The organism is Metasolibacillus meyeri (assembly GCF_003049505.1).
GTDB classification, from domain to species: Bacteria; Bacillota; Bacilli; order Bacillales_A; family Planococcaceae; genus Metasolibacillus; species Metasolibacillus meyeri.
In genome coordinates this window covers 57,918-84,613 of sequence record NZ_PYWN01000036.1, presented here as the reverse complement: position 1 = coordinate 84,613, position 26,696 = coordinate 57,918, and the positions used below count along the sequence as shown (strand labels likewise).

Below are 26,696 nucleotides of genomic sequence, written 5' to 3'. Positions count from 1 at the left end.
AGCCTAAAAGGAGCGACAACATACCAAAAAAGCTATATAAAAAGGTATGTACCTTTTCATATAGCTTTTGTTTAATTAATCATTTTTCTCTTCTGTTAAATAGCGTTTTTTTCTTCTCTTTAGCAATACATATATGATGACTACAATAAGGAGTACAAAGAGTACAAATACCGCAATTGCTTGCCATATAATGCTACTTTGTTCCACCTCATTCATTTCCGTTGCCTGCTGCTCTTGCTTCCCAGTAATCAGCTGACCTCCCTTTGTCAGCATCACCATATTCACAGGTTGATTGACTTGACGGAGCTGCTCTAAAAAGCTTGCATTCATAGGTGGTGTATCTGCAACTTGCAACAGCATGAAGGGCTGATTTTCCTGCCAAAAGCTACGCGTTATAAATGCGTAATCCGCCATCGCCTGATACAGCAGTCCTTGCTTTAAAAAATCGGCTTCTGTGTAGAGAATACTATTTGTATGCGTAGTAAGCATTGAAAAATCCTCCACTGCGCCTACAAAAATCAACGCATAATTTTGCAGATCCTCTTCGTTAATTTCTTGCTCCTGCACTAATTTTATTTCTGCGGATTGCCCATTAATCATGAGCGATTTATAAAGTTGAACCATTTCATCTACACTCACTGTCTTCTCATTTGGCACAACAATTAATGCATTATGATAAAAGGCACGAGGGAAATCCATAAGTGTAAATGTCAACGCTCCCTCTTGCTTCGGTATCGTAAGAGAGCTTGCTGCATCAATATATAGCCAATAGCGCTCATTTGTCGTTTCACAAGGATCCTCTAATTGGAAGCCTGTCACCTCAAATTGAATAGCTGTCAGCTTACTTTTATTTAACGTATTTGTTGCTACAGGAATTGTTACCTCGTATATATCTGTTGACGTTTCCTTTAGCTTTTGTATATCCACTGCATGTGGTACATCATTGATCATGACGATTAACTCTGTTTCTCGCTCAATTTCCTCAGATAATGTAGCAGATTTTTTCAGTATAAGCTTTAATGCCGCCTCTTGCTCTGACTGTAATTGCGGCAATGCGATATAATACGTTGATGTACTTGCTACTTGGCTTGATAATGTTTGTGTATTAAAGCCAAATTGTTCAAATGTAATTTCAGATGTCTGCAATTCATCTAACACGGGCAAGTCATTTACTTGAAACACTTCTCCTACCAATTGACTGTATAGATGCTCTGTTGTTAATAAAGTAACACCCTTTTGCAAATGATCTATTTCTTTGGCCGTTACAAATAATGCTGGTACACTATACGTGCTATCTGGGTTTTCTAACGTCAAAATGCGCAGTGTCGCTTCTGCTCCCTCGGTATCCTTTAGTGCATCAAGAATATATGCCTCACTAAATTCTGCTTGTCCTCCTACTACAATTACTGAGCCTTTAACTATTTCCCTATCGGATTCTTTAACGATACGTACATCTTGCTCACTATGCTCTGATAAGTAAGCTGCAAGTTGATAAGCTTGGTTTATCGTCGTTAATGAGGCTTGGTTTGGTACAATTAATGTTGTCTGGCTATCTTCATAGCTTAAAAAGGCGTTTGGATAATCAGCAAGTGTCCAAGCCTTTTCCGCCTTGTCAAATAATGAAATAGAAGAAAGAGGATCAATACGTAACCAGCTTCCTGCATTACCTGGCGCTACACAAACCCCCTCCTTAACAATCCCATAAAAGCTCGCTGTAATTTTATGTGTCCCTTTTGTTAAAGCTTCTTTTGACAATTGGACAGTCACAGATTGACTTAATTTATCTTGTCTTAGCGGAATTGTCTTCACTGCACTATCATCTACTTTTACCGTAAAAGAAGATGGATCAATCAATAGCTTTGAGTGTCGAATATGAAATATTACTTCATATGTTCTATCATGAACAATGTCCTCTGTTATTGTATAATAAAAATCCCTTGATACTTCCGTTCCCTGTAATTCAGTTGACCTTGTTACTAGTGGCTTTTTCGGTGCCTCATTCACCTCGATTTGCAAGCGCTCTTTATCTACTACAATCGTTGCCGCTACTACTTGCTCCGAATAAAACAACAAAGCGATTGCTAGCGTCACCAAATAAATAATCTTTCTCACTACTTATACTACCTCCTATTTCGTTTTTTTAGCAAAACGCTCCGTTTTATACCATTGCACTTCTTGTCCTGTAAAAACTCGCTTAATTTCTAAAAACAATGACCATACAACTAAGACAATCCACATTTGCGAATACGTAAAGTACATTAAAATAACGTAAAAAAAGTTTTTTCTGTTCATTTCAGTCTTTTCAATACTTAACGTAATCATTACTTCCCCTAAGAACAGCAAGAAGGCCAGTATCCACAACACAATGGCTATATTACCTATCGTTAAATTAATATCAAAGAATAAATTCGTTATAAAAAGACCATTCGACAAAATGACACCGAAGAAAAATAAGAAATACGTGAAAAAGAAATAGAACAAATCAAAAATAATACTTTTACGTTTCAACGTCATAAATTGTGTTAAAAACTTCAATACAACATATTGATTACCGCGCGCCCATCTCGTACGCTGTTTCCACCAAACTTTTAAATTCTCCGGCTCTTGCTCCCATGTGATGGCTTTTGGGAAAAAGCGAATATGATAGCCCATATTGTATACGCGAATCGTCAGCTCCGTATCTTCGGCTAATGCCTTCACATCCCAGCCACCTAACTCCTCTAATACACTACGCCGAATTGCAAAGTTCGTCCCTGGAATCGTTGCGATATTAAACCATTTCCAGCGTCCACCTTGCGCCATCCATTGAAAGCAAATCGTTTCAATATTAATAAAACGTGTCAGCCATGTTTCATCTGCATTAATAACGCGAAACTTACCTACTGTAGCAGCTGCCTTTGGATCATTAACAAGCCCCATCACTAAATACCAAACCGCCATACGTTCAGGTGTATTATCCGCATCATATACAACAACTATCTCACTTTCTGAATCAGCTAATGCTGAATTGAGTGCAGAGGATTTTCCCTTTCCCTTATTCGGCTCTACCGTTTCGATCACCCGAATAAATGGAAATTTCTCAGCAAACTTACTAGCAATGATTCCTGTATCATCAGAGGAGTTATCATTGATTACGATAACTTCCAGCTTATCTTTTGGATAATGCAGACGTGACATCGCACGCAAAGTTTGCTCAATGACTACAGCTTCATTGTGTGCAGGGATAAAAATACTCACCGTTGGTACATCGACCATCTTTTCACTCCACTTATCAATCGGCTTTTCAAATGAACGAAAATGTAAGTAGCCACCTTGCATTAAAAACATGTGGTACAGTAACATAACCCAAATCAAAATGAGCGAACAGTAAAATAATAAATCAGCCATTGTATTTCCTCTCTTCAAACAATCTTTTACGCAAAGTGATACGCAATCTTAATGTATTAATAAAGAATAGAGCAACAAATAGTCCAACTGTGATAACGAGTATCCATAAGCCAAACTCAAACGGATTGTTGTCAAAAAATAGCGATAAACGTTCAAAAATCGAAAAGGATAGCTGTGTATGCAAACGACCTTCTTCATCTATTGGTGCAATTGAGACATTTTTCGTCAACACCGAAAAATTTTTTTCACCAAAATTTATCCATTTTAAATTAGGTGATTGCATAAAATTAACAATATCAATTAAATAATCTGGCTCTAAATAGCTTGGATACTGAAAACTTATAATGGCTCCTGGTATCTTTAACAGCTGCTCTATTGTTTGCTCCATTCGATAAAGCGGATTATCACTTCCATCCAATTCAGTTCGCACTGTATATGGAAAAATGAACTGTTGATTTTGCTCACTTGGATAAACTCGAAATGGTCGGTGCTGTACTAAATGGTTAAATATTTGGCTATCCCCATTCAATAATGTCGGGTAAATATCGTTTCGCACCAAATAATGCAAACTTCTTTCCACTGTTTCAGTAAAAGATGCTAGTATAAAGACAGCTTCTTCCTGTTGTAATTTTTGTAAATAGCTAACAAGCTCTTCATTATTATCTAAATAAATTTGGGTTCCATTCTCATCAACAAATGGAGCTACTTCTAATATTACAGGTATTTCATGTTCCTTTAAAGTCGTCACCAACTTTGCTAAATGGTCGACGTTGGTCCTCATATTAATATCTGATAGTACGATAAATGCTTCATGGTTAGTTGGTTGAGGTAGCTGTAATAATTGGCTAATAGTAACCGACCACTCATATATAAGTTCCTTTGTAAATAAAGCCATATGTGACCAGTTACTATTTGGTATTTTGACGATAAATGGATAATCTGTAGAAAAGGAGCTAGCCGTTTGGATAACCTCTACATTCGTCGGTAGCTGTGGTGCTTGCCAATACAATGGATTAGTCAACACCTGTTCGCCAACCATTAGTAGTTTAACCTTTTCCCCATCATGCCATCCTGCAAATGGATCGAGCTGTAACGCACTATCTCCTATTACAACGGCCGGTCCTTGAAAGTTGTTTAAAGCTCGTATCGCTTCATTTGGCAATTCCACTGGATAAAAATTAACTAGCACAATTCGCTCATATGATGTAAGCAGCTCCTGTTGTATATCTTGTGCAGCAAGTATGTCGGTATTTGCATACACACTCAGTAACTCATATAGAATTTGTACATCTTCAGTTATTTCTTGACTGCTTGTCGCATAAATTAATGCAATCTCTTTCTTTGCTTCTTCAGCTTTTACAAAATGAGGAAAAAAAGCTACACCGCTTATATATAGGATTATCAAAAGGCGATATTTAAAGCTCATTCGTTCTCATCTCTCTTTCTAAATCCGTCAATAATTCTTCAAAGCTTCGCTCCACTTGAGAAGTATAAAGGAAATAGCTCGTCTTATAGCTCAAAGTTACCCAGCGTCCATTCAATAATTGGTGATTTTTTAAAACATAATCTAGTTTTTCATAAACAACATCAATAAATTCATCTGATGTATCTGTTAATAATAAAGCGATTTGATTGTCTCCGAAGCGAAACTTCTTGTCCGTTTGTCGGACTGTTTGCTGCACTTTCTCTGCTAACTGTTTCCACAAATGCTGCACTTCATTTACACCGTATAGCTGCTCAAATTGCTTGTAATTTTCCAGCCTCAAAAGGATGAAAATAAACTGATGTTTATATCGGTTCGCTCTTCGCATTTCTTCATTTACTGTTAAATACATGCGTGTTTCATTATCAAACCCTGTTTCCACATCAATGGCTACGAAGCGATTCACACTTTGTTGCAAATGCGAAATACGTTGTTCTTGCAATAATAGCAGTTCATTCACCTTACCTGCACACAAAATAAGTACCAATAATAGGACACCATAAACTAAAAATAATTGTATTGAAAAAGCATCATTTATTGTCGAAATTGTCCCAGCTATACTCATATAAAGTAAGATGGAGCCACTTACGAAAATAAGGATGAGGCTACTAATTAATCCGGTAATTGCGCCTTTCCATATAGTTAAAATAACGAGGACCACTAAAAATAAATAAAGTATTTGTCCCTCTCTTCCTTTATCAAATAAGACAAACAAAGGAATCTGCATAAGCAACAATAGCAACGTGCCATATAATAACATGGATTTAGTTCCCTTTGTCGTTATTCGCATAATCCATCTCCCTCTCTGTTACTAACGGCATTAAATTATCAAATACATGTGTTGCACTTGTTTTAACATCAATATATCCCGTTTCCTTATTATTTTTTAAAGCATTCATTTGCTCAAAAAATCGCTTCGCCATTTCTTCATTCCCAAGTCCCAGCATATAACTTGTCGCAAGCGCATAAACAGCAGGTGAATCAAAAGTAACTGATGGCAAATTAGTCTCGGCATCATAGCGACCATATATCCGACCATCTCTTTCATATAATTGAAGTAGCCATGTCGTAAACATTTCTGTCGATTCGCCTAACTGTAACTTATTAAACGCCGTATACAATTGATCAATCATATGCAGTTCCTGATCATAGGCATATTTTTTCGTTACGACGTCATAGGACTTTGGATAAAAGCCGCTTGAAGTAGGTGTCGCATTTTGCAAAACATTCACTTGCTGTTGCATTTGTTGCTCTGACAAAATGTCATATTGCACCATTTTATTTAACGCCTCAGGCATAATATAACTTAACGTAATTGTATTAGCCTTTTCAAAGGAATAAATATCAACAAAATCAACGAAAATACCTTCACGCATTCCTTGCTGTACAAGTGGCTCTCCAAGCTTCTTTGCCAACCGAATATATTGTGGCATTTCCCATTGCTCTCCAGCCTCTAGCAATGCATGAATAATACGTAAGTCATCAATGAATGCATTGACAGTTGATGCCTGTTGACCATCGATACGCCAAATAATAAATTGATTTTTTATAAAATACTTCTCTAATACCTCTACCTGCTCTTGAAATCTGCCTATATCCCCTTTTTTCCCTAAATAAGTTAACCATAAACCGACTGATTCAGATAAAAATATATCCTTCTGCTGTTGCAAATCTGTTTGCAATAGATGCTCCTCGGTCATTAATTGCTCCACGACAAATTGCTCAGTAGATGACAGTGGTGGCTTATTTTCTATCTTTTGCGGCACCGCACAACTTGTTAATAAAAAAATCGTTAAAACTAAACTACAATTCAAGATCCACCTCATCATCAACCATCTCTCTATTAGTGTAATGTTCTATATTAAACAAAAACTATACATTCTTCTTTTATTTAATATGAATAATAAATAAACATCTATATTACGCCATTAAAAATAAGTCAAAGGACTCTATTTATTATATATAAAAATTTAAAATAAAAAAATACAGGTCTAAAGATTCCCATTTGTATCATTCCAAACAGGAAATATTTTAATTATTTAAATTTTATTACCAATAAATATATGTTTTTTGCACGACAGCACATGTTTTTCTGTTGTGAAAGCAACCTTTTCTGTGCGAAAGCGTAGCGACAGGTACTTCAAATAGTTAGTGGGCACCTTGTAAAAACCTAAACATCAGTCGGAGGAGAGATGAATGGTTTACTTTGTCTCATTATGAATGGATAATTATTTTGTACGGATAGTATGCCTTCTAAAAAAACAAAACTATTATGAATCAAAATTACTTCATAATAGTTTTTGTTTTTTTAGTTATTATATTCAATCTTATATCTAAAGCAATCTGAGAAAATAAAAAGAATGATCAGCTAACTATCCAGTAATGCTGTATTCTATTGAATGACTCCTAACTCACGACCTACTTTTGCATAAATAGCTAATGCATCATCCAACATTTCCTTCGTATGTGCTGCAGTTGGCATGTTACGCACACGACCAGTTCCTTTTGGTACTGTTGGGAAAACGATAGATTTCGCATAAACACCTTCTTCAAATAGGCGCTTTGAGAACTCTTGTGTTAATTTTTCATCACCAATAATACATGGTGTAATCGGTGTTTCAGATGCACCGATATTAAAGCCTAAATCGGATAAACCTTTTTTCAAGTAATCGCCATTTTCCCACAGCTTATCGTGTAGCTCTGTTGAGTCAATAATCATTTGTACTGCGCGCGTAATCGCTGCAACATCTACTGGCGGTAATGCTGTTGAGAATAAAAATGGACGTGAACGCACTTTTAACCAATCGATTAGCTGCTTCTTCCCTGCTACGTAGCCACCAACAACTCCGATCGCTTTTGATAATGTACCAATTTGGAAGTCAATTTCATTTTCCAAGCCGAAATGCTTCACTGTTCCTTTTCCTTTACCTGTTACACCAGAGCCGTGTGCATCGTCCACATACGTAATTAAGTCAAATTCCTTGGCAATCTCAACGATTTCTGGCAACTTTGCAATATCGCCATCCATTGAGAATACACCGTCTGTAATAACCATAATTTTATTGTAAAGACCTGATTCTTTCGCTGCTTTTGCTTTTGTGCGTAAATCATCCATATCTGAGTGATTGTATGCAATAATTTTCGCTTTTGATAAACGACAACCATCAATAATGGAAGCGTGATTTAATTGATCTGATAAAATGGCATCGTTTTTATCCATTACAGCAGAAATGGCGGCCATATTACAGTTAAAGCCTGATTGATAAGAAATAGCTGCTTCTGTTCCTTTAAATTCTGCTAGTTTTTCTTCTAACTTCACGTGCAGATCAAGCGTACCGTTAATCGTACGAACAGCTCCTGCCCCTACGCCATATACTTCAATTGTTTTCTTCGCTACTTCCTTCAATTCATCATTCGTTGCTAAACCTAAATAGTTATTCGATGATAAATTGATTAAATTTTTGCCACGCACTTTAATAATAGGACCATTCGCACCTTCTACAGGGTCGATTTCATTGTATAAACCTTGCTCATGCAACACTTGTAAGTTTTCTTCTAAAAATGTATCTAATATTTTTGACAAAGCACTTCATCCCTTCGTGTAATGTAAGTTCATTTTAACATATTTGGCTCACCAATCAATTGCGCTAATTGCTTTCTAAAGAATGGCAATGCCCATTGAATAATCTGTCCAGAGCCTAGCGCGAGTATCACGGTCCCAACACCAACAGGACCACCAAGCAGCCAGCCGACAGATGCCGCAAAAACTTCCATAATCGTCCTCGCTAAACGCACTGACCCGCCAAATTGCTCGACAATAATCATCATAATCGTATCGCGTGGACCTGCACCAACATTCGCTGAAATATATAATGCACAGCCAATGCTCATCACAAAAAATCCTGCGATAAAGTAGCATAGCTCCCATATAAAAATAGATGTTGAAGGGAGCAGCCAATTAAATAAATCAATAAAGGAACCAATTAACAGCATATTTAACCATGTTGCAATTTTCGGTAGTCTTCGTAAAAATAACGATGTGCTTAAAACAATAGTAAGCCCCGTTAAAATAGACCAAATACCAATTGTTAAACCGAATTGCTTAAATAAACCAATATGTAATACGTCCCAAGGACCCGTCCCTAGTGCTTTTCCTTTAATCGTTAAAGAAATGCCTAATGACATGACAGCAAGACCAACAAAAAAGAATGTCCATTGCCATGCAAATTTTTTCCGCATCTGATTGCCTTCTTTCATTATACCCTCTTCATACTTTACATCGTTAGCTCACCATACTGCGCTTTTACTACTTCTAATAAGCGCTGGGGCAATAGCTTCATTTGCATACCAATTTTCCCTGCACTCACAACCATAAATTCCAATTGCTGTGCTGACGCGTCAATAAATGTAGGGAAAAGCTTTTTCATGCCAACAGGTGAACATCCTCCTCGAACATAACCAGTTAAACCTAACAATTCTTTCACAGCAATCAGCTCAATTTTCTTCTCTCCTGCTATTTTGGCTGCTGCCTTTAAATCTAATTCCTTTGCTACTGGAATAACAAAAACATAAAATTGCCCTTTACCATTTGTAGCAATAAGTGTTTTAAACACCGTCTCTACCTTTTGATTCGTTTTATGCGCTACTGTCACACCATCTACGGCTCCGTCAGCCGCCACTGTATATTCCAATACTTCATACGGGATTTTTTGCTGTTCAATAATTCGAATCGCATTCGTTTTAGCAGCCTTCTTTGCCAATTTATGTCCCCCCATGTACAAAAAAAGTTGTTCTAGCCATAATACTAGAACAACTTCCCCATTTACGCAATTTTCGAGAATACTGGCTCTGCCGCGATACCATAACCATTTCTCACCATCTCAATATGGCTTTGGTATTGCATTTTTGCTTTATTAAAAGCGCGCTGTGTAATTAAATTCTCTAATTCTTTTCCAAAAATAGTTGGCGCTGTCGCATCTCGCTCACCATCGTTTCTGAAGCGCTCTGGTACATCAAATGTTAAATCTTCATTGACAAATGGTGGCTCTTCTTGTGACTCCATCTCTTCGCCATGTCCAGTTTGTACTTGCTGAATTTGCGCTGTAGCACTTGCTGCTACGCGTAAATCTTGTGGCGATGGCTGTGCTGGTGCTAGTGCCGCCTTACGCACTTGCTCTAATATTTTAATCGTTTCCTCATCCGAGCCAGATACAGGTGCTTGAATCGATACTTCGCCACCACTTACATAAAGCTGATTATCTGGACCTTTCGTATACGTATACGAAACAGGCCCTGTCACACTTGATCCTGCCGCTTTATGTGCCTGCTCATGCACCTTCACTTCGTCCTCTGTCATTTGCAGTTGACGCAAATGTGCTTTTGCTTCTGACGTCTCCAGCTTTTCTTGCTGTGTACTTTTTGTTTTTGTATCTGCCTCGAGCAAATCTTTCTCTGTTTTACCAGACAATAAATTTTCTAGCGCAGCTAGCATCGGATTTTGACTTGCCTTTGCAAACTGTGCTGTCCTTTTATATGCCTCGCCCATCTCTTTGCGCTGTAATGCCTTTTTACGGTTTTCGAAGTCCAGTGTACTGCTCTGCATCAAGCTAGCAATCCTCATAAATTTCACCTCTCCCTTTTTTGTTCTTTTTCGTTTTTTATTAAGCCCATTATATCAGATACTAGTGATTTTTTTCATTTACAAAGAATCAAATAATCCTTTAGTCATATTACTTTGATAAAATTTAAAGTTAATCTTTAGAATTAGCTTTTTAAAAGCTAGATTTTCATTATGCAAATAGGAGGCGTTATCAAAAAGCCTTAAAATCAAGTGACCTTTATATTTTAATAACGGGAAACTTCAATCGGTGGAGTTTTCCTTATCTCCACTGATTATTAGTTGAACGAATCGGGCTTTTACAAACAATTTTCGTCCATCTATCCTTTTTGTTTTTCTCAAACCTTAAAGTGGGTATCTTGTATCTGTATCTATCGCTTCGCTTTCGGTACATTAAACATTACTGTCCATTAATACAGAGTAAAAACATAAATAGCCGTCGGAAGTCTATACTTTCCGACAGCTACTTAAATTTCCTATTATTTCTCTACATCAAAACCCTTCAATAATGCTGCAAATGCATTATTCAATGGTTCAGCCTCTTTTTCCTGCTGCTTCATATACTTTTGAACAGAACGTTTGTCGACTTTGCCAGAGCCTTCTTTTTTACGACGTGCCTCAAAAGCCGATAGCTTTTCGCGGTAGCCACATTTACAAACGAAAATTTGACCTTCGCCCTCGCCACGTAGCTCAAGCTTTTTCTTACATTGTGGACAACGCGCATTTGTTGTACGCGACACATTTTTACGATGGCCACATTCACGATCTTGACAAACAAGCATTTTACCCTTTTTACCATTCACTTCAAGCATTGGCTTACCACAGTCAGGGCAAGTTTTTGTGGAAATATTGTCATGCTTATATTTTTTGTCGCTATTTTTAATATCCGCTACGATTGCTTTCGTATGCTCCTTCATTTCATGAATAAAGGCATCCTTTTTCAGCTTACCTTTCGCGATTAATTCCAGCTTTTGTTCCCACTCTGCTGTTGTTGCTGGTGAGCGCAATTCCTCTGGTGCTAAATCGAGCAATTGACGTCCTTTTGATGTAATGAAAATATCTTTGCCGCCACGCTTTTCAATCATAAACGAGTTGAAAAGCTTATCAATAATATCAGCACGTGTCGCAACAGTACCAAGTCCCCCCGTTGATTTTAACGTATCCGCTAAGCGCTTATCTGTCGTTTCTAAATATTTCGTCGGATTTTCCATCGCTGATAATAATGTTGCCTCTGTGAAGCGAGCAGGCGGCTTCGTTTGACCAGATGTGCCAGCAATTAAGCGCGTTTTTAACACATCACCTTTATCAAGTCGCGGTAACAGCTGCTCCTTTACATCGTCATTTGTATCTTCATCATCAAAGCGATTTTCATATACTTCCTTCCAGCCTGCACTTAGTACCGTTTTGCCTTTTGCAATGAATTTCTCACCTGCAATTTCAGCTTGTACCGTTAATTGCTCGTATTCATGTGCAGGTAATAGAACCGCTAGGAAACGCTTCACAACTAAATTGTAAATTTTACGCTCCTTATCCGAAAATGCCGATAAATTGACATATGCCTCAGTTGGAATGATCGCATGGTGATCGCTTACTTTGCTATCATCCACAAAAGCTTTCGACGCTTTAATTGGCTTTGCTGCTATTTTATTAGCAATTGTACGGTAATCCCCTACAGCACATGCTTTTAAGCGCTCCTGCAATGTACCAACAATATCCGCTGATAAATAGCGCGAATCTGTACGTGGATATGTTAGCACTTTATGCGATTCATAAAGCTTTTGCATAATGTTTAATGTTTCTTTTGCTGAATAACCGAAAAGCTTATTGGCATCGCGTTGTAGCTCTGTTAAATCGTAAAGTGCTGGCGCAAATGATTTCTTCGCCTTGCGCTCCACATTAATAACCTTGGCATCTTGACGGCCTAGCTGTTTAATAATGCCATCGATTTTTTCCTTATTAAAGCTACGGCTATTCCCATTCGTATCTTGCCATGTTAATTTAATTGAATCCGTTTGTGCCTCGATGCCATAATACGTTTGTGCTTTAAAATTTTTAATTTCGTCCTCACGTGCCGCAATCATTGCTACTGTCGGTGTTTGCACACGCCCACAGTTCAATTGTGCATTATGCTTCGCCGTTAATGCACGCGTTGCATTTAAACCAAGATACCAATCCGCCTCAGAGCGTGCAATCGCTGCATAATATAAATTTTCATATTGCTTGCCTGGCTTTAAATTGGCAAAGCCTTCTTTAATTGCTTTATCTGTTACAGAAGAAATCCATAAACGCTTTACTGGCTTGTTAATTTGTGCCTTTGCTAATATCCAGCGTGCCACAAGCTCTCCTTCACGTCCCGCATCTGTCGCGATAATGACTTCATTCACATCGCTGCGGCTTAGCTGTGATTTCACCGCATGAAATTGCTTGCTTGATTGTTTAATAACGGTTAACTTTAGACGCTCTGGCAGCATCGGTAAATCCTCTAAATTCCATGTTTTATATTTAACATCATAGCTTTCTGGGTCAGCTAATGTGACTAAATGTCCTAAAGCCCATGTCACGATATATTTATCGCCCTCTAAAAAGCCATTGCCCTTTTTATGACACTTCAGCACATTTGCAATATCGCGCGCTACTGAAGGTTTTTCTGCTAATACTAAACTCTTTGCCATTTCGTTACGCTCCTTTTGTTCTTGTATCGTTACTATACCATAGATTTCGCCTTAATTATGGTGAATGTGTGCACCCTCGTTATTTGAAAACGATTTCTTTTCGCCTCTCGAAATAAAATTAGCGACTTTCGATAAAGAATATGGTACGATACTTTTTGTTTTGATATTGGAAAGAAAAGAGGCTTTTTATGGCAAAGAAAACAAAAGAGCTTGGCCTATTTCAATTAACATGGCCACTCTTTTTAGAATTATTTTTATTTATGCTAATGGGGCTTGCAGATACGTTGATGCTGAGTGCGGTTTCCGATGATGCCGTAGCTGGTGTTGGAGCAGCAAACCAATATATTCAAATTGCTATTTTAATATTAGGTGTTATTGGCTCTGGTGCAGCAATCGTTGTTTCTCAATATTTAGGCTCGAAACGATATAAGGAAGCTTCTAAAATTTCAGCATTGTCCGTCTCGCTTAATTTGTGCGTCGGTATCGTGATGAGCATTCTCTTCATCTTGTTTTCCAACAATATAATGAAGGTAATGAATTTACAAGGGGATGTCCTGCAATTTGCACAAAGCTACCTTGGCATTGTAGGAGGCTTTATTTTCTTACAAGCGTTAATTAATTCACTTTCTGCTGTTATTCGTGTGAACGGTTGGACACAGCAAACGATGTACGTTTCATTAGGGATGAACGTCATTCACTTAATTTTGAACTATATTTTGATTTTCGGAAAATTCGGGGCGCCAGCAATGGGCGTTGAAGGTGCAGCCATTTCTTCTGTTATTAGTCGAGCGCTCGCCGCAGTTGTGTTCTTCTGGCTACTCTATCAAGCACTTGAGGTACGTGTAAAATTACAATATTACTATACTTTTTCAAAAGATTATATTAAGAAGATTTTACAAATTGGTATTCCTTCTGCGTTAGAACAAGTCCTGTATCAAACAGCACAAATCGTTTTCTTATACTACGTTACGTATATAGGGGCGGCCTCTCTCGCTGCTCGTCAATATGTCGTCAATATTTCCATGTTTACTTATTTATTTGCAATGGCTATCGGAATGGGAACAGCGATTTTAATTGGTCGACATGTAGGAGCGGGTGAACAGGAAATCGCCTATAAACGCGGGTGGTTTAGTGTCAAAACGGCTTTAATCTTTACACTTGTCATGGTCACAGTCGTAATGATTTTCCGTGAGCCATTAGTTAAGTTATTTACAAAAGACCCTGAAATCATTGCGATTGCTTCTGCTGTCTTGCTATTAAGTATTTTACTGGAAACAGGACGCACGATTAATATTACAATCATTAATGCATTGCGTGCTTCAGGTGATGCACGATTCCCTGTGAAAATCGGCTTTATTTCAATGATTTGCATGAGCTTACCCCTCGGCTATTTATTCGTCTTCGTTTTCGATATGGGATTAGTCGGCGTATGGTTAGCAATTGCGGCAGATGAATGGCTACGTGCAATTCTTGTATTGATACGCTGGAAAAGTCGCAAATGGGAGCGTTATGCTATCGTGTCTGCGAAAACAGAATAAAAGAGGGCAGAAATGTGTTTCTACATTTCTGCCCTTTTATTATGATGAAAATTGCTGCTGTAATGACTGGCTTAATGTACCAAGCTCTTCAATTTCTTCATCTACTTGCTTCGCTGATTCAATTTGATTGTCACCAATAGCCCTTAGTTTCTCTACAGAATCAACGCCTCTTTCCGTAATGACTAAAACTTGCTGCATATTTTCTGTAACATCTCTCGTATCATGGTGAATCGTTGTCATCATATTATTCATTTCAAAAATATAATGAAGCATTTGCTGAATCATTTGATGGATTTTGCCAAAATCAGTAGCAAACGACTCGACATTTGTTGTAGATTGCTCGATAGCTTGTTGACCAATATGAACATGTCCAACATTTGCTTCACTTTCCTCACCAATTGTTGTAATAATTGCTTGTATTTCCTCAGCTGCCTTTCGACTTTGATCAGATAATTTGCGGATCTCATCTGCCACCACTGCAAACCCTTTACCATGCTCCCCAGCTCTTGCGGCTTCAATCGATGCATTTAATGCTAGTAAATTCGTCTGATCAGCAATTGCCTGAATCATACTCGTCATATTTTGTGCCTCTACTGTTGATTGCTGTAAAGACTGCATAGATGAAACGATAACAGAAGTTGTTTGTAGCACACTTTTATTTTGCTCCTGCATTTTCTCGAGCCTGTCATAGCTTTCTGTTACTGCTTTTTCTGTTGTTGTTGCTTCCATTTGGATTTCCTCAAAGGAACTAAATGTTTTTTCGATTGAATGATGAATACGTCCAAGGTTATCATTCATCTGCCGAATGGAATCAATTTGCATTGCTAACCCTTCTGTTACTTCATCAAAAGAATGCCCCATCGCCTCATTGGACTTCAAATTTTGCTCTGATTTACTCGAAACATTCATCGAAGCAGATTGAATGCGCTCAGATAGCTGTTCGACCTGCTGTACTAAATGAAGTAAACTTTCTTCTTTGTTACGCTTTTCTGCCTCAAGCTGTTTCGTAATCGCATTTTTCGACAAAATTTGCTGGATCGTCGCATAGCTAGTTAATAATAAAAAGATTGCGTGTATGACTAGCATAAGAAAAGTATATTGATCTGTTCCGAAAACAATTTGTGGAATAACAAAGTAGCCTGCAACATGCTGGACTGCAAAGAGCACCGTCATTAAAATCATTAAGCGCACTTGCTCATAATAAGCGATAATCGCTAGCACCATAAAAATAGAAAAGTGAAACTCTACCCCTCCACCCGCACTGCTGATAATAGCCATACTGCCAAATGTTTGCGTCAATGTATTAATCCATGGCAATAAATAATGTTCTGAATTTTTAATATAAAGTACTATACCCCATACTAAAAATAAAAAAGGCATAATAAAAAATAGATATCTCCCCACTGTAACAGCCGTTGTTACCTCAGCAACTGTTCCGTGTGAATTATGTCCTCCAAATAAATGAAAAAACTTCTCTAGTATAAAAACAAGTATATTAATTCCAGTTGTTAAAATCGCCAAACGTAGCATTAAATGATTCTTTTTATATTGCATTACACCCCTTGCCCCTTTCTCTCTACAATATACTATTTCAAAAAAGATAGATAATTGTAGCTTCGCGAGCAATTTTGCAAAAAATTGAATTGTTTCTTGCAAAAAAAAAAATCCTCTTTAAAGGTACATTAATGTATCTTTTAAAGAGGATTTTTTGCTATCTTGTTGTTCTATTTATGACAGCGGCTTGATAGCTTAATAATTGTACATCATTATACTTTTCAATCGCTTCATTCGTATGAATATCTTCGTTAATAATTTTCACGTCACGAGCTTTTTTGAGCAATGCGCGAATTTCTGCACGACCTGTACTTGTGAGTAACTCCATCCGCTTTCCCTCCTCTAACTGTTTCACTACTTTGATTGCTTTACCAATCGCATTCGCTAATACTTTTGCAACTTCTAAACAGATTACTTCGAAATGTTTATCCATAATTTCCACGTCTATTTTCGAATTAACAAAGCCAAACTCAATCAAAATAGCTGGCTCATATGTCCGTGCTAACACACCTAAGTCGGTACGCTTTTTGGCTCCTCGATTTATCAATCCGCTTGCTTTACTGATTGCAGTAGAAACATCCTGTGCTAGTTTGATTTGGTCATAATAAAGCACCTCTACACCCAATCCCTTATCCGTAATAGCTCCTGATGAATTGAGATGACCTGACACAATAATTGCGTTTGTATCTGCATTATGGTGTGCTATTAAATGATTAATATTTTGTGTTTGATTTTTTGAAACTTTATCTTCGTAGTATGTTGCTGGTACACGATTTTCTATGCATATTTCATAAATACGTTTGATAAATTTACGAGCATATTGCACTTCATCGACAATACCGCGCGCACCTGTCCCATCCCCATAATGTCCGACATGAAATTCCAGTTCGTTTGATTTCATTAGAATCAACTACCTTTCTATGCATAATAAAAAAGGACACGCAAATGCGCATCCTTCGAATTCTCTTATATAAAAAGTTTTAAAACATTTCACCATATTTTTCTTGAAGTTCTTCCTGAGTCAGCTTTTTATAATACGCCCTACTATAACCCAGTACTTGTAAATCATGATTTTCTAAGTAAGCAGTTATTTCATTACTAACACTAAGACCACGACCTGATGTCTCATAGTTATCAAAGTCATCATTAACTAAATTTAAAACTTTTCTTCCTAGTTCCTCTTTGAAACCATGCTGTTCGTAACTTTGTACAATCTTTAATAGTTCTTCATAGTTTTTTCTTAATGGATAACCAATATGAAATGTAGTTGTTACATCACCGAAATCACCTCCGTGTTTACTAGTTTCGAGAACTTCCCAACCCTTATCGATATACTTATCTAATTCTCTTGCTGACACGGTTGTGACTCTTGAATATTCTTTCATTTTAAATCCTCCTCCTTTATAACCACTTACTTCGACAAAAGGAAGGGTTTTCCTCCTAATTTAGACAATAAAAATAACGCTAGTCGTTGGACTGCGTTTAGATGCCCTCTGTTGCTGTTAAGATATAATCCTCCACAGCTTGGCGATAATCTACGTTTGTGATATCGTCTAGCACATATACCTCATTTGTTTTTGGATTTAGTCCCCCCGACAAAATTCGCTCTGCTGCGATTCTTACTACTACTTGATTTATCATTATAAAATCCCTCCATTTTCTGCGTCTGCTGCTAATAATAATTCATCTTCCAGTTCTCTAATGCGTTTATCTTGCTCAGATTCAACCATTTCCAATATAGGCTGTCTAGTTTCAACATCAATACCTACAATCATAGACTTAGCATAATCTATAGCTCCATAATTGATATCAATATATCCAACTTCCTCATTTTCTTCTCTAGGTTTCACACCATTATGGATTTCGCCTGTCGAAAATATGACGTTGCCACTTTGGATGTTATAATATACCCGATTTCCTATATTCATCTTATGCCTCCTATTTTTTTATTTGATAGCATACCATTCTACTGTCCCCCCGCCACTAGGATATGCAATCTTTATCTCAAAACCATCGTTAGTTACACCATATACACCACCATGTCTTTGGTTGTCAACTCCGCATACCCATCCAACATTGTTCTGCTGGTATAACCCCCATATATAAATGTTACCGTATCCTGAAAACATTACTTTACTTGGTCTAAATCCTAGTCCAGAGACAGTAAATATGACTTGACTTCCATTAGAATAGAAAGATGTGCTGCCAGCAACACCAGACTTTATTTGTCTAATATTAGCAGCCATCGTCGCAAACTCTGCCGTTGATGAGGTCGGCATCCCCATGTCGGTAATGGCGTTTGCGACTTGTGCTTTCCCATTACTTACAGATTGCTTTAAATCGGACAGATAAAAGAAATCCCCGTTGTGGTCTCTCACAATAATTTGACTGTTGGGTAAAACAGACATCGCTACTACACCGTTTCGTATTATATCAAATCCAACGTCTAAATCATTAGATGCGTTAAAGCGTAAAGTAGCATTATAAGCTTTGTTAGGCGTGCGGAAAAGTAGACTTCTTATTCCCCCTTCGACAACCACATCCTCTTGCACTGTAAGCAGTCCTGTGATTGTCCCCCCGCCGCTAGTAAATACGCGTAGCCACGGTGACCATGTGTTGTCATTTATTTGATATCTTTTGAGCGTGACATCAAATGCCTCAAAGTGTTGGATTATACCTCCTCCACTCTCATCCGTATAAGGTCTAAATACATTAAGTTTGCCGTATAAGGACGCGGTAGTTGCCCCTAAATCCGCAGCAACTACAAAGCAATCAAAAGACCCCATGCCTATGCGCACGTGTAAAAAATCTCGCCATTGTGCAGGAGTAAATAATGCTAAATTTTTAGCTTCACCATTAATCAAAAATGTTCGTCCATCGACAATAGGTACTGTATTTTTCGGGTGGAAATTGCTTCGCTCACCCGCCTGCAAGTGCTTGTTGGTGTCAGAGATATGATTCGTTAAACTTGTACCACCGCTGCTGATTCCCTCTCTTAGACTAGTTAACTCTTGCTCTAGTCCTTCGATATTAGTGATTTTATGAGCACCCGCTTTGGACGGATCTGTATGTGCTGCTATTTTTCCATCGACGTACGAGCGTGAGGCAATAATAATCGTTGGATCAATCGTTAGTTTAACTACATCTGCGTTATTAGTCTCAATTACAAAATGAATAACTGTTTCCTCGGATACGCCCTCACTTAGCTGTGGTTTGTACTTTTCAGGATATTGCCCTACTGCGATTAACTGATTTTGGTCATCAAAGATACCAATCTCTCGGATGGTGAAGCCACCTGCTGTCACAGGGATAACCGCGTCAACAATTATACGATTATTGTTGTTTGGGTCGATGAATAGCTCAGAGATAGCGCCTCGCCAAACTTCATTGACCAGGGCTGTTTGATTTTGCGATGGGACATAATGCGCTCCATTGCCATCACCTATTGCGATGTACTCTAGTCCTACCTTGCTCTGTGTAACCTGAGCATTGGCGATTTGCGCTAGCCCGATATTTGTGATTAATGTGCCGTATTGCGCCACAGTATCACTCCTTTCCTACATTGGTGTTACCGTAATTGTTGAAGCAGTTTTGATGCCTGCTAGGTTGTTGCTACGGATTGTTTGTTCGATATTGTCCATGCCTATCGGGTGCAGTGTGATTTCACTACCTGTAGATAAAAAGCTTGGCATATAAACACTTCCATCAATTCTGTATTTCCTTGCCATCCTCAAAGCAATATTTAGTGGCACGATGCGTTCAATTAAATTTTTTGCTTCCCTATAATAAAGTGTTTCAGGTGTTACAAATAGTTCCATTTCAAATAAATCAATATTCAAATGCATTTCATAACTGCTCTGCCCTAACAATGCGTCAAGAATACTTTTGAGATATTCATAAACCAGCGTCGAATTTTCCTGCATTCTTGCAAGCAGTCGTGCCTTGCGAAATGCTAATGTTTCTACTCGACGATCCGCAATAATCCCAAAATCTTTTTCACGTATTGCGACGGCAGCTTCCCCTGAAGATAAAATGAATTGGTCTTTTTCAGTATTAAAAAAAGCTTCATCGAGCTTGTCCCAGTCTAATATGACCGTTTCGGACAACTCCTGAAACTCTCTAATATCCCGATAATATGAAGGAAGCTCATCTATAAAACGATTGCTCATGTGCCCACTTCCTTCAGTATCACTTCCGCAATAGCAGGGATTTCTTCTATCAAATTAATATTACTCTCCACACCATTTAACCGTGTGACTGTAATATCTTCAATGCCCTCAATCTCTAAAAGCCGAGATTCTACATGTGTAATACGCACGTTAATATCTAAATCTTTGTACCAGTTAGCGCGCAGTTCCGCGAAGTAGGATTCGAGGATTTCAGCAGCTTGTGCTTCAATTTGCCCAAGCGTTGCCCCATTTAAAATAAGGTCGCATTCGATAATAATTTCAACTACACCTACACCTTCGACTGTTACTGTATGTCCGATTGGTGCAGTGCCATAGCCATCCCCTTTAAATTCGATTGGATCAATTAACTCTTGCACATAGGTAATAAACTCAGGAGTTGGAGCGTTAAAATCGGAGTCAATAATAATCACTTTGACTGTCCCGCCCCCATGTGGTGCACGTCTTAGCCGTACACCACCGACGCCCTGTATGGCACGTACTTTTTTGCGATAATCCGCGCGATTTCCTCCAAACGCTTTATCTCGGATATGCTCTAAATACTTTTGGTAGAGGGATTCATCCGTTTCCTCGTCTTCGCCAGGTATAATCACATCCGCTAATATAGCCTTTCCTAGCCGATTATTTGCCTCTAATGGCAACAATTCACCATAATCACGATTTCCCACCGCTCCAACTGTTTGTGCCTCTACTTTAAATTCGCCTGGCGCAATATTTTCCACGGCTTGATAGACAATATCATCCAACCGATAAAGACTATTTAAAGCCACTTGTAAGGGCTGACCATCTCGATTTGTGAAAATCGCTCGACGTACTGCTTTACCTGCCTTTTTACGCTCTACCCCAGACTCATTGACACGTTTTTCTAAGTCGATGCCATCTGCGGTTGCTGCAAAAGTGCGGCGATATAAAACCGCCATATCCCAGTAGGTTTCTGCCAGTTTTAACGCTGTAGGGGCAAGGGCATCATAAATGACACTTCCCTCTCGCTTATCTACATCATCTGGCACACGATCGAGCAACTCTGCTAAACACTTCTCAAACGTTTGTGCTTCTAAATAATCAAGCAAGGGTCAATGCCTCCTTTAGCAATTGCACATCTCCATAGATGGTATGCGCAACCAAATCTACTAACACATCCTCTTTTGTCACAAATTCCAATTGAAAATTAGCAATACTGGTAATTCGTTCATCCTGAAGCAATGCCTCCTGAATGCGTCTACCCAGATCACCGCGCACATACAGCTCGTCATGCCCAATCATATTTTCAAAACCATAATCATCTGAATAAATTAAATGCTTGAAACGTACAGTATTCAACACTTTAAAAATGGCTTGTTCCATCGCCTTTTGCCCATCAATAAAGCCACCGCAACGCCCTCGAACAAAATCGAGTTGATACGTTCTTGTCGGAAGCTGTGCGGCATCTTCCACCGCGATTTCAGGTGTAATCGTTATCCCATCTGTAGGTACTACCATATGCTATCCCCCTCCTTGTATCTGTCCGATACGAAATATTTTTGCCCACCTTGTACCCTATGCAAAATCACTTTATCCCCTTCTTTTAGCCCATCTTCTATCATTAATTGTGCATAGTGCATCTCATAATCCTCGTATCGGTAGGAACCAGGTTCTCCGATGATGCGTATTTGAGAGCTAGCGCTTTTTAGCTCGTCTCCCATACGTGATCTCGGAAAATTTTTCGCATCTGTATATATAGTCGAAACAATCCGTTCATGCCTCGTTAAATGTTCCGCCACAAGCAAAAACTCATCCGTTAAGATGAGCTTAGAATGAACTTCAATTTTGAGTGGCTGCGATTCGATCACTTCCCCAACCATGAGATTGACTGGGTTAGAGGCTTGAAAGGCTGCCATTGCCGTTGTTTTAATAATTTCTAAAAAACTCATGAAACCACCTTCAATTCCAATGACATTGTATGGACATTGGCTGACCAATCATGTGTGCAAGCTTCAACTAAAAATAGTTGTTTCAGCCCTAGCTTTTCAATGAAAATAAACACCATTTTACCTGCTCGCACGCGCCAGTCCCCTAAACATTTCAGTGACAACGACTTTTTCTCCCGATTATGAACAGCCAGTAAAGCATCTAGCAAGCTCTCCACTTGTGCAGGTGTCATATTTTCATCGACTTTTTTGAAAAATTGCAATTGCCCCCACCGCTCTATATTGTTGCTATCCTTCGCAACAAATGATCTACGCTTGGCTGTTTTTTTGTCGTCTATCACAAGCTTTATACGATTATAACTATCTTCAATTGATACCGTATATTCAAAATCATACAGTAAGCTTTCCTCGCCAATATAAAATTTGGTTGGATCAATCACTAAATCTTTAATATTATGCAAGCCCAATGTGCCAAAGTCGTCCATGAAGACAAAGCTTTGATTCGTAGCGACAATTGTAGAATCAATATACTTATGAATGACATCTAATGCTTTTTTATCATCTTCGGACATCTGAGGTGCTTTAAAACCTGTAGGGGTCACTACACTTAGCTTTCTTTTTAGTTGATTACAAATTTGTGCTATAGCAGCTTCTGCTGGCATGGATTTTATGACAAACGTGTCATTGTACATGAAATACTTTAATTGATCGTAGGCAGTGATTTTGAATTCGCTGTTTTTACCGAAGCTGGTCTTGAACACGTAGCCATAAAAGATTTTGTTTTGCCCATCCATGACACGCACGATTGCACCTGACACAATTTTATCTTTCAGTGGAGTTGGGGACAGCATTGCCACATCTAACACGGAGGCTGTCCCCACTTTTTCCGTTTTCCAGCTAATTGATGTGACAGGTACTTCGTAAATTTTTCCGTCGCGATTATCTACTAGCACTTCCATCGCCATCACCTCATTTCTTAGCTGTCCATTCAGGAGGAATTTTTACCTTCAGCCCAATCGGAAGTCTTCGCAAATCACTGTCTTTAATGCCATTTAACGTTTGTAACGCCTTATAATTTGCACCGTTGCCCGTATACTTTTGAGCAATTTTCCATAGAGAGTCACCGCGCACCAAGCTGTATGTTTGTGGCACAGGCTTAGGACTTTCACGCGATGCTTGCTTTTTAACGACTTTCTCAGCAGACTTTTTGTCTGTGGACTTCACAGCAGCCACTGGCTTTTTCACTATTTCCATCTTTTTAAACCCAAATGGCACATGCTTTTTAAAAGAGATGGTGTAGTCTACGTCTGCTGTGCCAAATTGTTGTTTAGGTTCAAAAGATTTAATTTTGACTTGCTCATTTATTGCAAAAGAACCTCCGACGTAAACAAAGCGGATAACTGTTTCTTCAGCCATCCACTTCTCGACTTGCTCGATATATTTTTTCGGCTCTATAAATTGGGTTTCTGCATAATGCGTTTCTGATGCAGGGAAAAATGATGCAAAGGAAAATTCCCTTAACTTCATCGGCTTGGATACATCGACCATGCCGAGTTTAGCTACTTGAAACTCTTCACCATCCGCCTCTAGTTTATAAGTCAATTCAGGTGGATTGACAGGAATTCGAAAGCCTTCCTTATCATTTTTCGCACTTAAATAAATGCCTATCATCCCCTATATACCCCCTCTACGGAACGATCTTGTTCATCTTTGAGCCATTGTGTCATTCTTTTCATTAACTCTTCAAAATCGGCTGTTTCTCTTATGTCGCCAGAAAATTCGATGCGCGGTTGGTGTGTAATATGATTTGTCACCGTTTGCTTTGAGCTATTAATAGGGGCATTTGTGACATTACGTACTTCTTTGGAAATATTGACTTCATCCCTAGAAGGTGCACTTACATTGGTTAAATCGCCTACTTTATTTAACACTTTGCTCAATACACTGCCTGCTGTATCCTCAAAGGTATTTTGTACCTGCAAATGCGGTGTTAAAGAAATGATATTATTAATCGCTCGCCCTTCAGCAATATCCTTAAAAATTTCAAGATATTCATTGGCTAAATCTACCTCGCCAATTTTATCGACTTTATCCAACTTACCGCCTTTTAGCTTCTTATCTTTGTCATTTGCCGCACCACCTAAGCCTGTTTCAGATGGAGCTGTATTCATCACATCATCAAACAAGCTACTTGGATCAAGGAATGGATTTTCTTTGTTTTCATCCTCTTTACCTAACCCTGCTAGGCTCTTAGCTTTATCTACTAAGCCACTCATCTTTTCGGTGAGTCCCTGCGAGAATTCTTTTCCTACTGCATTCCCTTTGTCATATGCCTCACCTATATTTTTATACTCAAAACGGTCAAATTTCTGCTTTACTGGGGCATCTGGTATTGTGACACTATCCATGTATTTCTGTGTGATATTCATTCGGTCAAATACGACTTTATCCGCTTTTTCAGGAGCTTCTAAAAGATTTTCCATTGTTTCTGCAAAATTAGTCGCACCGTCACCTACTTTTAAATCGACTGTACCGATTGTAGACAAATCAGTGTCTAGTACACTATTCAAAAGCCCTATAAAAGTATTAACACCCTTTATTGCACCATTGATGAGATTGGAAACACCATCAAGTGCCCTATTTATTACAGTTAGTACACCATCAGCAATACCACCCATTGTGCGTAGAATCATTGTTCCCATCAAATAAAATGCCATTTTAACACCATATACCATGTTGTTAAATGTATTGGCTATCCATTCGGCGACAGTAATAACGCTGTTAAAAATGGCATCTAATACTTTTCCTATAATGATATTAAGACCGATCCACGCTAGTTGAATAAAATAGATACCTTTATTCCATGTGTTAACAAAAAATTCGGCTACCATGATCACTAAGTTAGCTAGACCAATGAAAATATTTTGGATAAATGCCCAGAGTCCAGCAAAAAAGCCAGCCACAGCACCTACCACAGCGGCTGTCTGTTCACTCCACATAACGATTGCCATAATCACTAGCACAATCACAGCAATAATACCAATGATGACCCATGTAATAGGACTAGCTAAATAAGCAGCATTTACTACCCATTGTGCTGCTGCCCACGCCATAGTAGCTATTTTAACCAACCCTAACCAAGTGTATTTAAGCATGAGTATAGCGACTATAGAGCCAATCACAACACCAAGTACAACCAAGATAGGTACTACCCAATTTGCATTTTCCACCATAAACTGCCCTATTGTGCCGATGATATTGTAAAGACTTTCTAATGCATAAAAAACAAAGGATATGCCCGATATAAATAGATTAACGAATATCATTGCATGACCAGCTAGTACACCAAACGCATCAGAATTCACGAATTGACTAAATCGAACAAACAAAGGCTCAAACGCTGTTTGTGCCCAGTTTTTAAAGACGACTATCGCATCACCAAATGTGATTGGCATTTTTGCAAATTTATCTTCTATGTCAGTAGCTGCTCCAAATAAAGCCTTTTTAATAATATCTGCGGTAATTGTACCCTCCGAACTCATTTTCTTAAGCTCTGCCATGCTACTTCCTGTTGATTCTGCGATAGCTTGTGCTAAAAGTGGCGCATTTTCTATAATAGATCGAAATTCGTCACCTTGCAGTCGCCCAGATGCCATCGCCTGAGTTAATTGATACATACCAGCTTGCTTTTCTTGTGTAGTTGCTCCTGAAACGGCAAATGATTTATTCATCAACTCTGTAAAGCGAATTGCTTCGTCATTGCTTGAGAATGCATCTTTAGCCAGTAGATTAAGTTTTGCCACCGCTGCTGCTGTATCATTATAAGGAGTTAAGCTCCGCTGTGCGGCTTTGTATATTTTATCTTGCAATTCCGATTGTGTTTGCAAACCATCGTTAATATTAGATAGTCGTGCATTTACATTTGTGTAGTTATCCGCTGCTGTTGTAAATTTATTAAAGCCATTCGCAAGTGCCTGAATAGATATATACGTAAGTGCTAAACTACCTAAAGCGCTGATTAACTGATGTATCTTACTGGTGACTTCATCAGCATCTGCCCCTGCCCCCTTCAAGCCCCGCCGCAACCTATCTCCTGCACGTTGTCCTTCACTTCCAGCTTGTCGCGCTTGCTCTTGCAGCCGATTTAACGCAGATTGCGCATTTTCTATATCACGTCTGGCTCGTTGTAAGCTTCGCATATCCATGCTTTGACTGGATGTACTATGCATTTGTTCCATCACTTTAATCGTACTACTCATAGATTTCATAATCTGCTGAAGGGTGCTTGTCATTCGATCTGCTAAGGTCAATGATGTGCGTACTGCCATATTTTCACCCCATAAGAAAAAGC

The 26,696-nt window shown here is 38.5% G+C and carries 24 protein-coding genes; 1 reads left to right on the top strand and 23 read right to left on the bottom strand.

What is annotated here, in order from left to right:
• Positions 1-75: 75 nt before the first annotated feature.
• The 10 genes from C9J34_RS06160 to C9J34_RS06115 form a co-directional block, all read right to left on the bottom strand.
• A complete protein-coding gene (locus C9J34_RS06160) occupies positions 76-2,112 on the bottom strand; it encodes a cellulose biosynthesis cyclic di-GMP-binding regulatory protein BcsB (RefSeq protein ID WP_107838989.1) in 2,037 nt (678 codons plus the stop codon).
• A gap of 15 nt (positions 2,113-2,127) precedes the next feature.
• Positions 2,128-3,387 carry a glycosyltransferase family 2 protein gene (locus C9J34_RS06155; protein ID WP_107838988.1) on the bottom strand — a complete coding sequence of 420 codons (1,260 nt, stop codon included), beginning with the start codon at positions 3,385-3,387 and terminating at the stop codon, positions 2,128-2,130.
• The gene (locus tag C9J34_RS06150; protein ID WP_107838987.1) at positions 3,380-4,813 is read right to left on the bottom strand and encodes a DUF2334 domain-containing protein; all 1,434 of its coding nucleotides are present in this window, start codon (positions 4,811-4,813) and stop codon (positions 3,380-3,382) included. The genes C9J34_RS06155 and C9J34_RS06150 overlap by 8 nt, the downstream gene beginning before the upstream one ends.
• Positions 4,803-5,660: a diguanylate cyclase domain-containing protein gene (locus tag C9J34_RS06145; RefSeq protein WP_107838986.1), complete on the bottom strand. Its 858-nt coding sequence runs from the start codon at positions 5,658-5,660 to the stop codon at positions 4,803-4,805. The genes C9J34_RS06150 and C9J34_RS06145 overlap by 11 nt, the downstream gene beginning before the upstream one ends.
• Positions 5,635-6,684 carry a hypothetical protein gene (locus C9J34_RS06140; protein WP_238600581.1) on the bottom strand — a complete coding sequence of 350 codons (1,050 nt, stop codon included), beginning with the start codon at positions 6,682-6,684 and terminating at the stop codon, positions 5,635-5,637. Before C9J34_RS06140 ends, C9J34_RS06145 begins: the two co-directional genes overlap by 26 nt.
• 578 nt (positions 6,685-7,262) lie before the next feature.
• The gene (locus tag C9J34_RS06135; RefSeq protein ID WP_107838984.1) at positions 7,263-8,453 is read right to left on the bottom strand and encodes a glycine C-acetyltransferase; all 1,191 of its coding nucleotides are present in this window, start codon (positions 8,451-8,453) and stop codon (positions 7,263-7,265) included.
• Positions 8,454-8,482: 29 nt separating this feature from the next.
• The gene (locus C9J34_RS06130) at positions 8,483-9,109 is read right to left on the bottom strand and encodes a YczE/YyaS/YitT family protein (RefSeq protein ID WP_107838994.1); all 627 of its coding nucleotides are present in this window, start codon (positions 9,107-9,109) and stop codon (positions 8,483-8,485) included.
• Positions 9,110-9,144: 35 nt separating this feature from the next.
• Positions 9,145-9,630 carry a Cys-tRNA(Pro) deacylase gene (gene ybaK, locus C9J34_RS06125; RefSeq protein ID WP_107838983.1) on the bottom strand — a complete coding sequence of 162 codons (486 nt, stop codon included), beginning with the start codon at positions 9,628-9,630 and terminating at the stop codon, positions 9,145-9,147.
• A 62-nt stretch (positions 9,631-9,692) separates the two neighbouring features.
• Positions 9,693-10,472 (bottom strand): putative metalloprotease CJM1_0395 family protein, encoded by a 780-nt coding sequence (locus C9J34_RS06120; protein ID WP_193768914.1) that lies wholly within the window; start codon positions 10,470-10,472, stop codon positions 9,693-9,695.
• 494 nt (positions 10,473-10,966) lie between these two features.
• Positions 10,967-13,159, bottom strand: a complete 2,193-nt coding sequence (locus C9J34_RS06115) for a DNA topoisomerase III (RefSeq protein ID WP_107838981.1) — start codon at positions 13,157-13,159, stop codon at positions 10,967-10,969.
• A 188-nt stretch (positions 13,160-13,347) separates the two neighbouring features.
• On the opposite strand from C9J34_RS06115, the gene C9J34_RS06110 reads away from it, so the two are divergent.
• Positions 13,348-14,697 carry an MATE family efflux transporter gene (locus C9J34_RS06110; RefSeq protein ID WP_107838980.1) on the top strand — a complete coding sequence of 450 codons (1,350 nt, stop codon included), beginning with the start codon at positions 13,348-13,350 and terminating at the stop codon, positions 14,695-14,697.
• A 39-nt stretch (positions 14,698-14,736) separates the two neighbouring features.
• Here C9J34_RS06110 and C9J34_RS06105 read toward each other — a convergent pair whose 3' ends face one another.
• From C9J34_RS06105 to C9J34_RS06050, 13 genes are all read right to left on the bottom strand, one after another.
• Positions 14,737-16,251: a methyl-accepting chemotaxis protein gene (locus C9J34_RS06105; RefSeq protein WP_153062612.1), complete on the bottom strand. Its 1,515-nt coding sequence runs from the start codon at positions 16,249-16,251 to the stop codon at positions 14,737-14,739.
• Between the two features lie 157 nt (positions 16,252-16,408).
• Positions 16,409-17,152, bottom strand: coding sequence for an N-acetylmuramoyl-L-alanine amidase (locus tag C9J34_RS06100; RefSeq protein ID WP_107838978.1), 744 nt, complete (start codon positions 17,150-17,152; stop codon positions 16,409-16,411).
• Between the two features lie 79 nt (positions 17,153-17,231).
• Positions 17,232-17,636: a hypothetical protein gene (locus tag C9J34_RS06095; RefSeq protein WP_107838977.1), complete on the bottom strand. Its 405-nt coding sequence runs from the start codon at positions 17,634-17,636 to the stop codon at positions 17,232-17,234.
• 97 nt (positions 17,637-17,733) lie between these two features.
• Entirely contained in the window at positions 17,734-17,892 is a 159-nt protein-coding gene (locus C9J34_RS21875; RefSeq protein ID WP_193768913.1) for a hypothetical protein, read from the bottom strand.
• Complete coding sequence (locus tag C9J34_RS06090) at positions 17,892-18,179, bottom strand: hypothetical protein (protein ID WP_107838976.1); 288 nt, start codon at positions 18,177-18,179, stop codon at positions 17,892-17,894. The genes C9J34_RS21875 and C9J34_RS06090 overlap by 1 nt, the downstream gene beginning before the upstream one ends.
• 18 nt (positions 18,180-18,197) lie before the next feature.
• On the bottom strand, positions 18,198-19,793 hold the full coding sequence (locus C9J34_RS22315; RefSeq protein ID WP_238600580.1) for a phage tail protein: 1,596 nt from the start codon (positions 19,791-19,793) through the stop codon (positions 18,198-18,200).
• A gap of 15 nt (positions 19,794-19,808) precedes the next feature.
• A complete protein-coding gene (locus tag C9J34_RS06080; RefSeq protein WP_107838975.1) occupies positions 19,809-20,420 on the bottom strand; it encodes a putative phage tail protein in 612 nt (203 codons plus the stop codon).
• Positions 20,417-21,508, bottom strand: a complete 1,092-nt coding sequence (locus C9J34_RS06075) for a baseplate J/gp47 family protein (protein ID WP_107838974.1) — start codon at positions 21,506-21,508, stop codon at positions 20,417-20,419. Before C9J34_RS06075 ends, C9J34_RS06080 begins: the two co-directional genes overlap by 4 nt.
• On the bottom strand, positions 21,501-21,917 hold the full coding sequence (locus tag C9J34_RS06070; RefSeq protein ID WP_107838973.1) for a DUF2634 domain-containing protein: 417 nt from the start codon (positions 21,915-21,917) through the stop codon (positions 21,501-21,503). The genes C9J34_RS06075 and C9J34_RS06070 overlap by 8 nt, the downstream gene beginning before the upstream one ends.
• Positions 21,911-22,348: a DUF2577 domain-containing protein gene (locus tag C9J34_RS06065; RefSeq protein WP_107838972.1), complete on the bottom strand. Its 438-nt coding sequence runs from the start codon at positions 22,346-22,348 to the stop codon at positions 21,911-21,913. Before C9J34_RS06065 ends, C9J34_RS06070 begins: the two co-directional genes overlap by 7 nt.
• Positions 22,345-23,304 (bottom strand): XkdQ/YqbQ family protein, encoded by a 960-nt coding sequence (locus tag C9J34_RS06060; protein WP_338016200.1) that lies wholly within the window; start codon positions 23,302-23,304, stop codon positions 22,345-22,347. The genes C9J34_RS06065 and C9J34_RS06060 overlap by 4 nt, the downstream gene beginning before the upstream one ends.
• A 10-nt stretch (positions 23,305-23,314) precedes the next feature.
• Positions 23,315-24,016 (bottom strand): LysM peptidoglycan-binding domain-containing protein, encoded by a 702-nt coding sequence (locus C9J34_RS06055; RefSeq protein WP_107838970.1) that lies wholly within the window; start codon positions 24,014-24,016, stop codon positions 23,315-23,317.
• On the bottom strand, positions 24,013-26,673 hold the full coding sequence (locus tag C9J34_RS06050; RefSeq protein ID WP_107838969.1) for a tape measure protein: 2,661 nt from the start codon (positions 26,671-26,673) through the stop codon (positions 24,013-24,015). Before C9J34_RS06050 ends, C9J34_RS06055 begins: the two co-directional genes overlap by 4 nt.
• Positions 26,674-26,696: the final 23 nt, after the last annotated feature.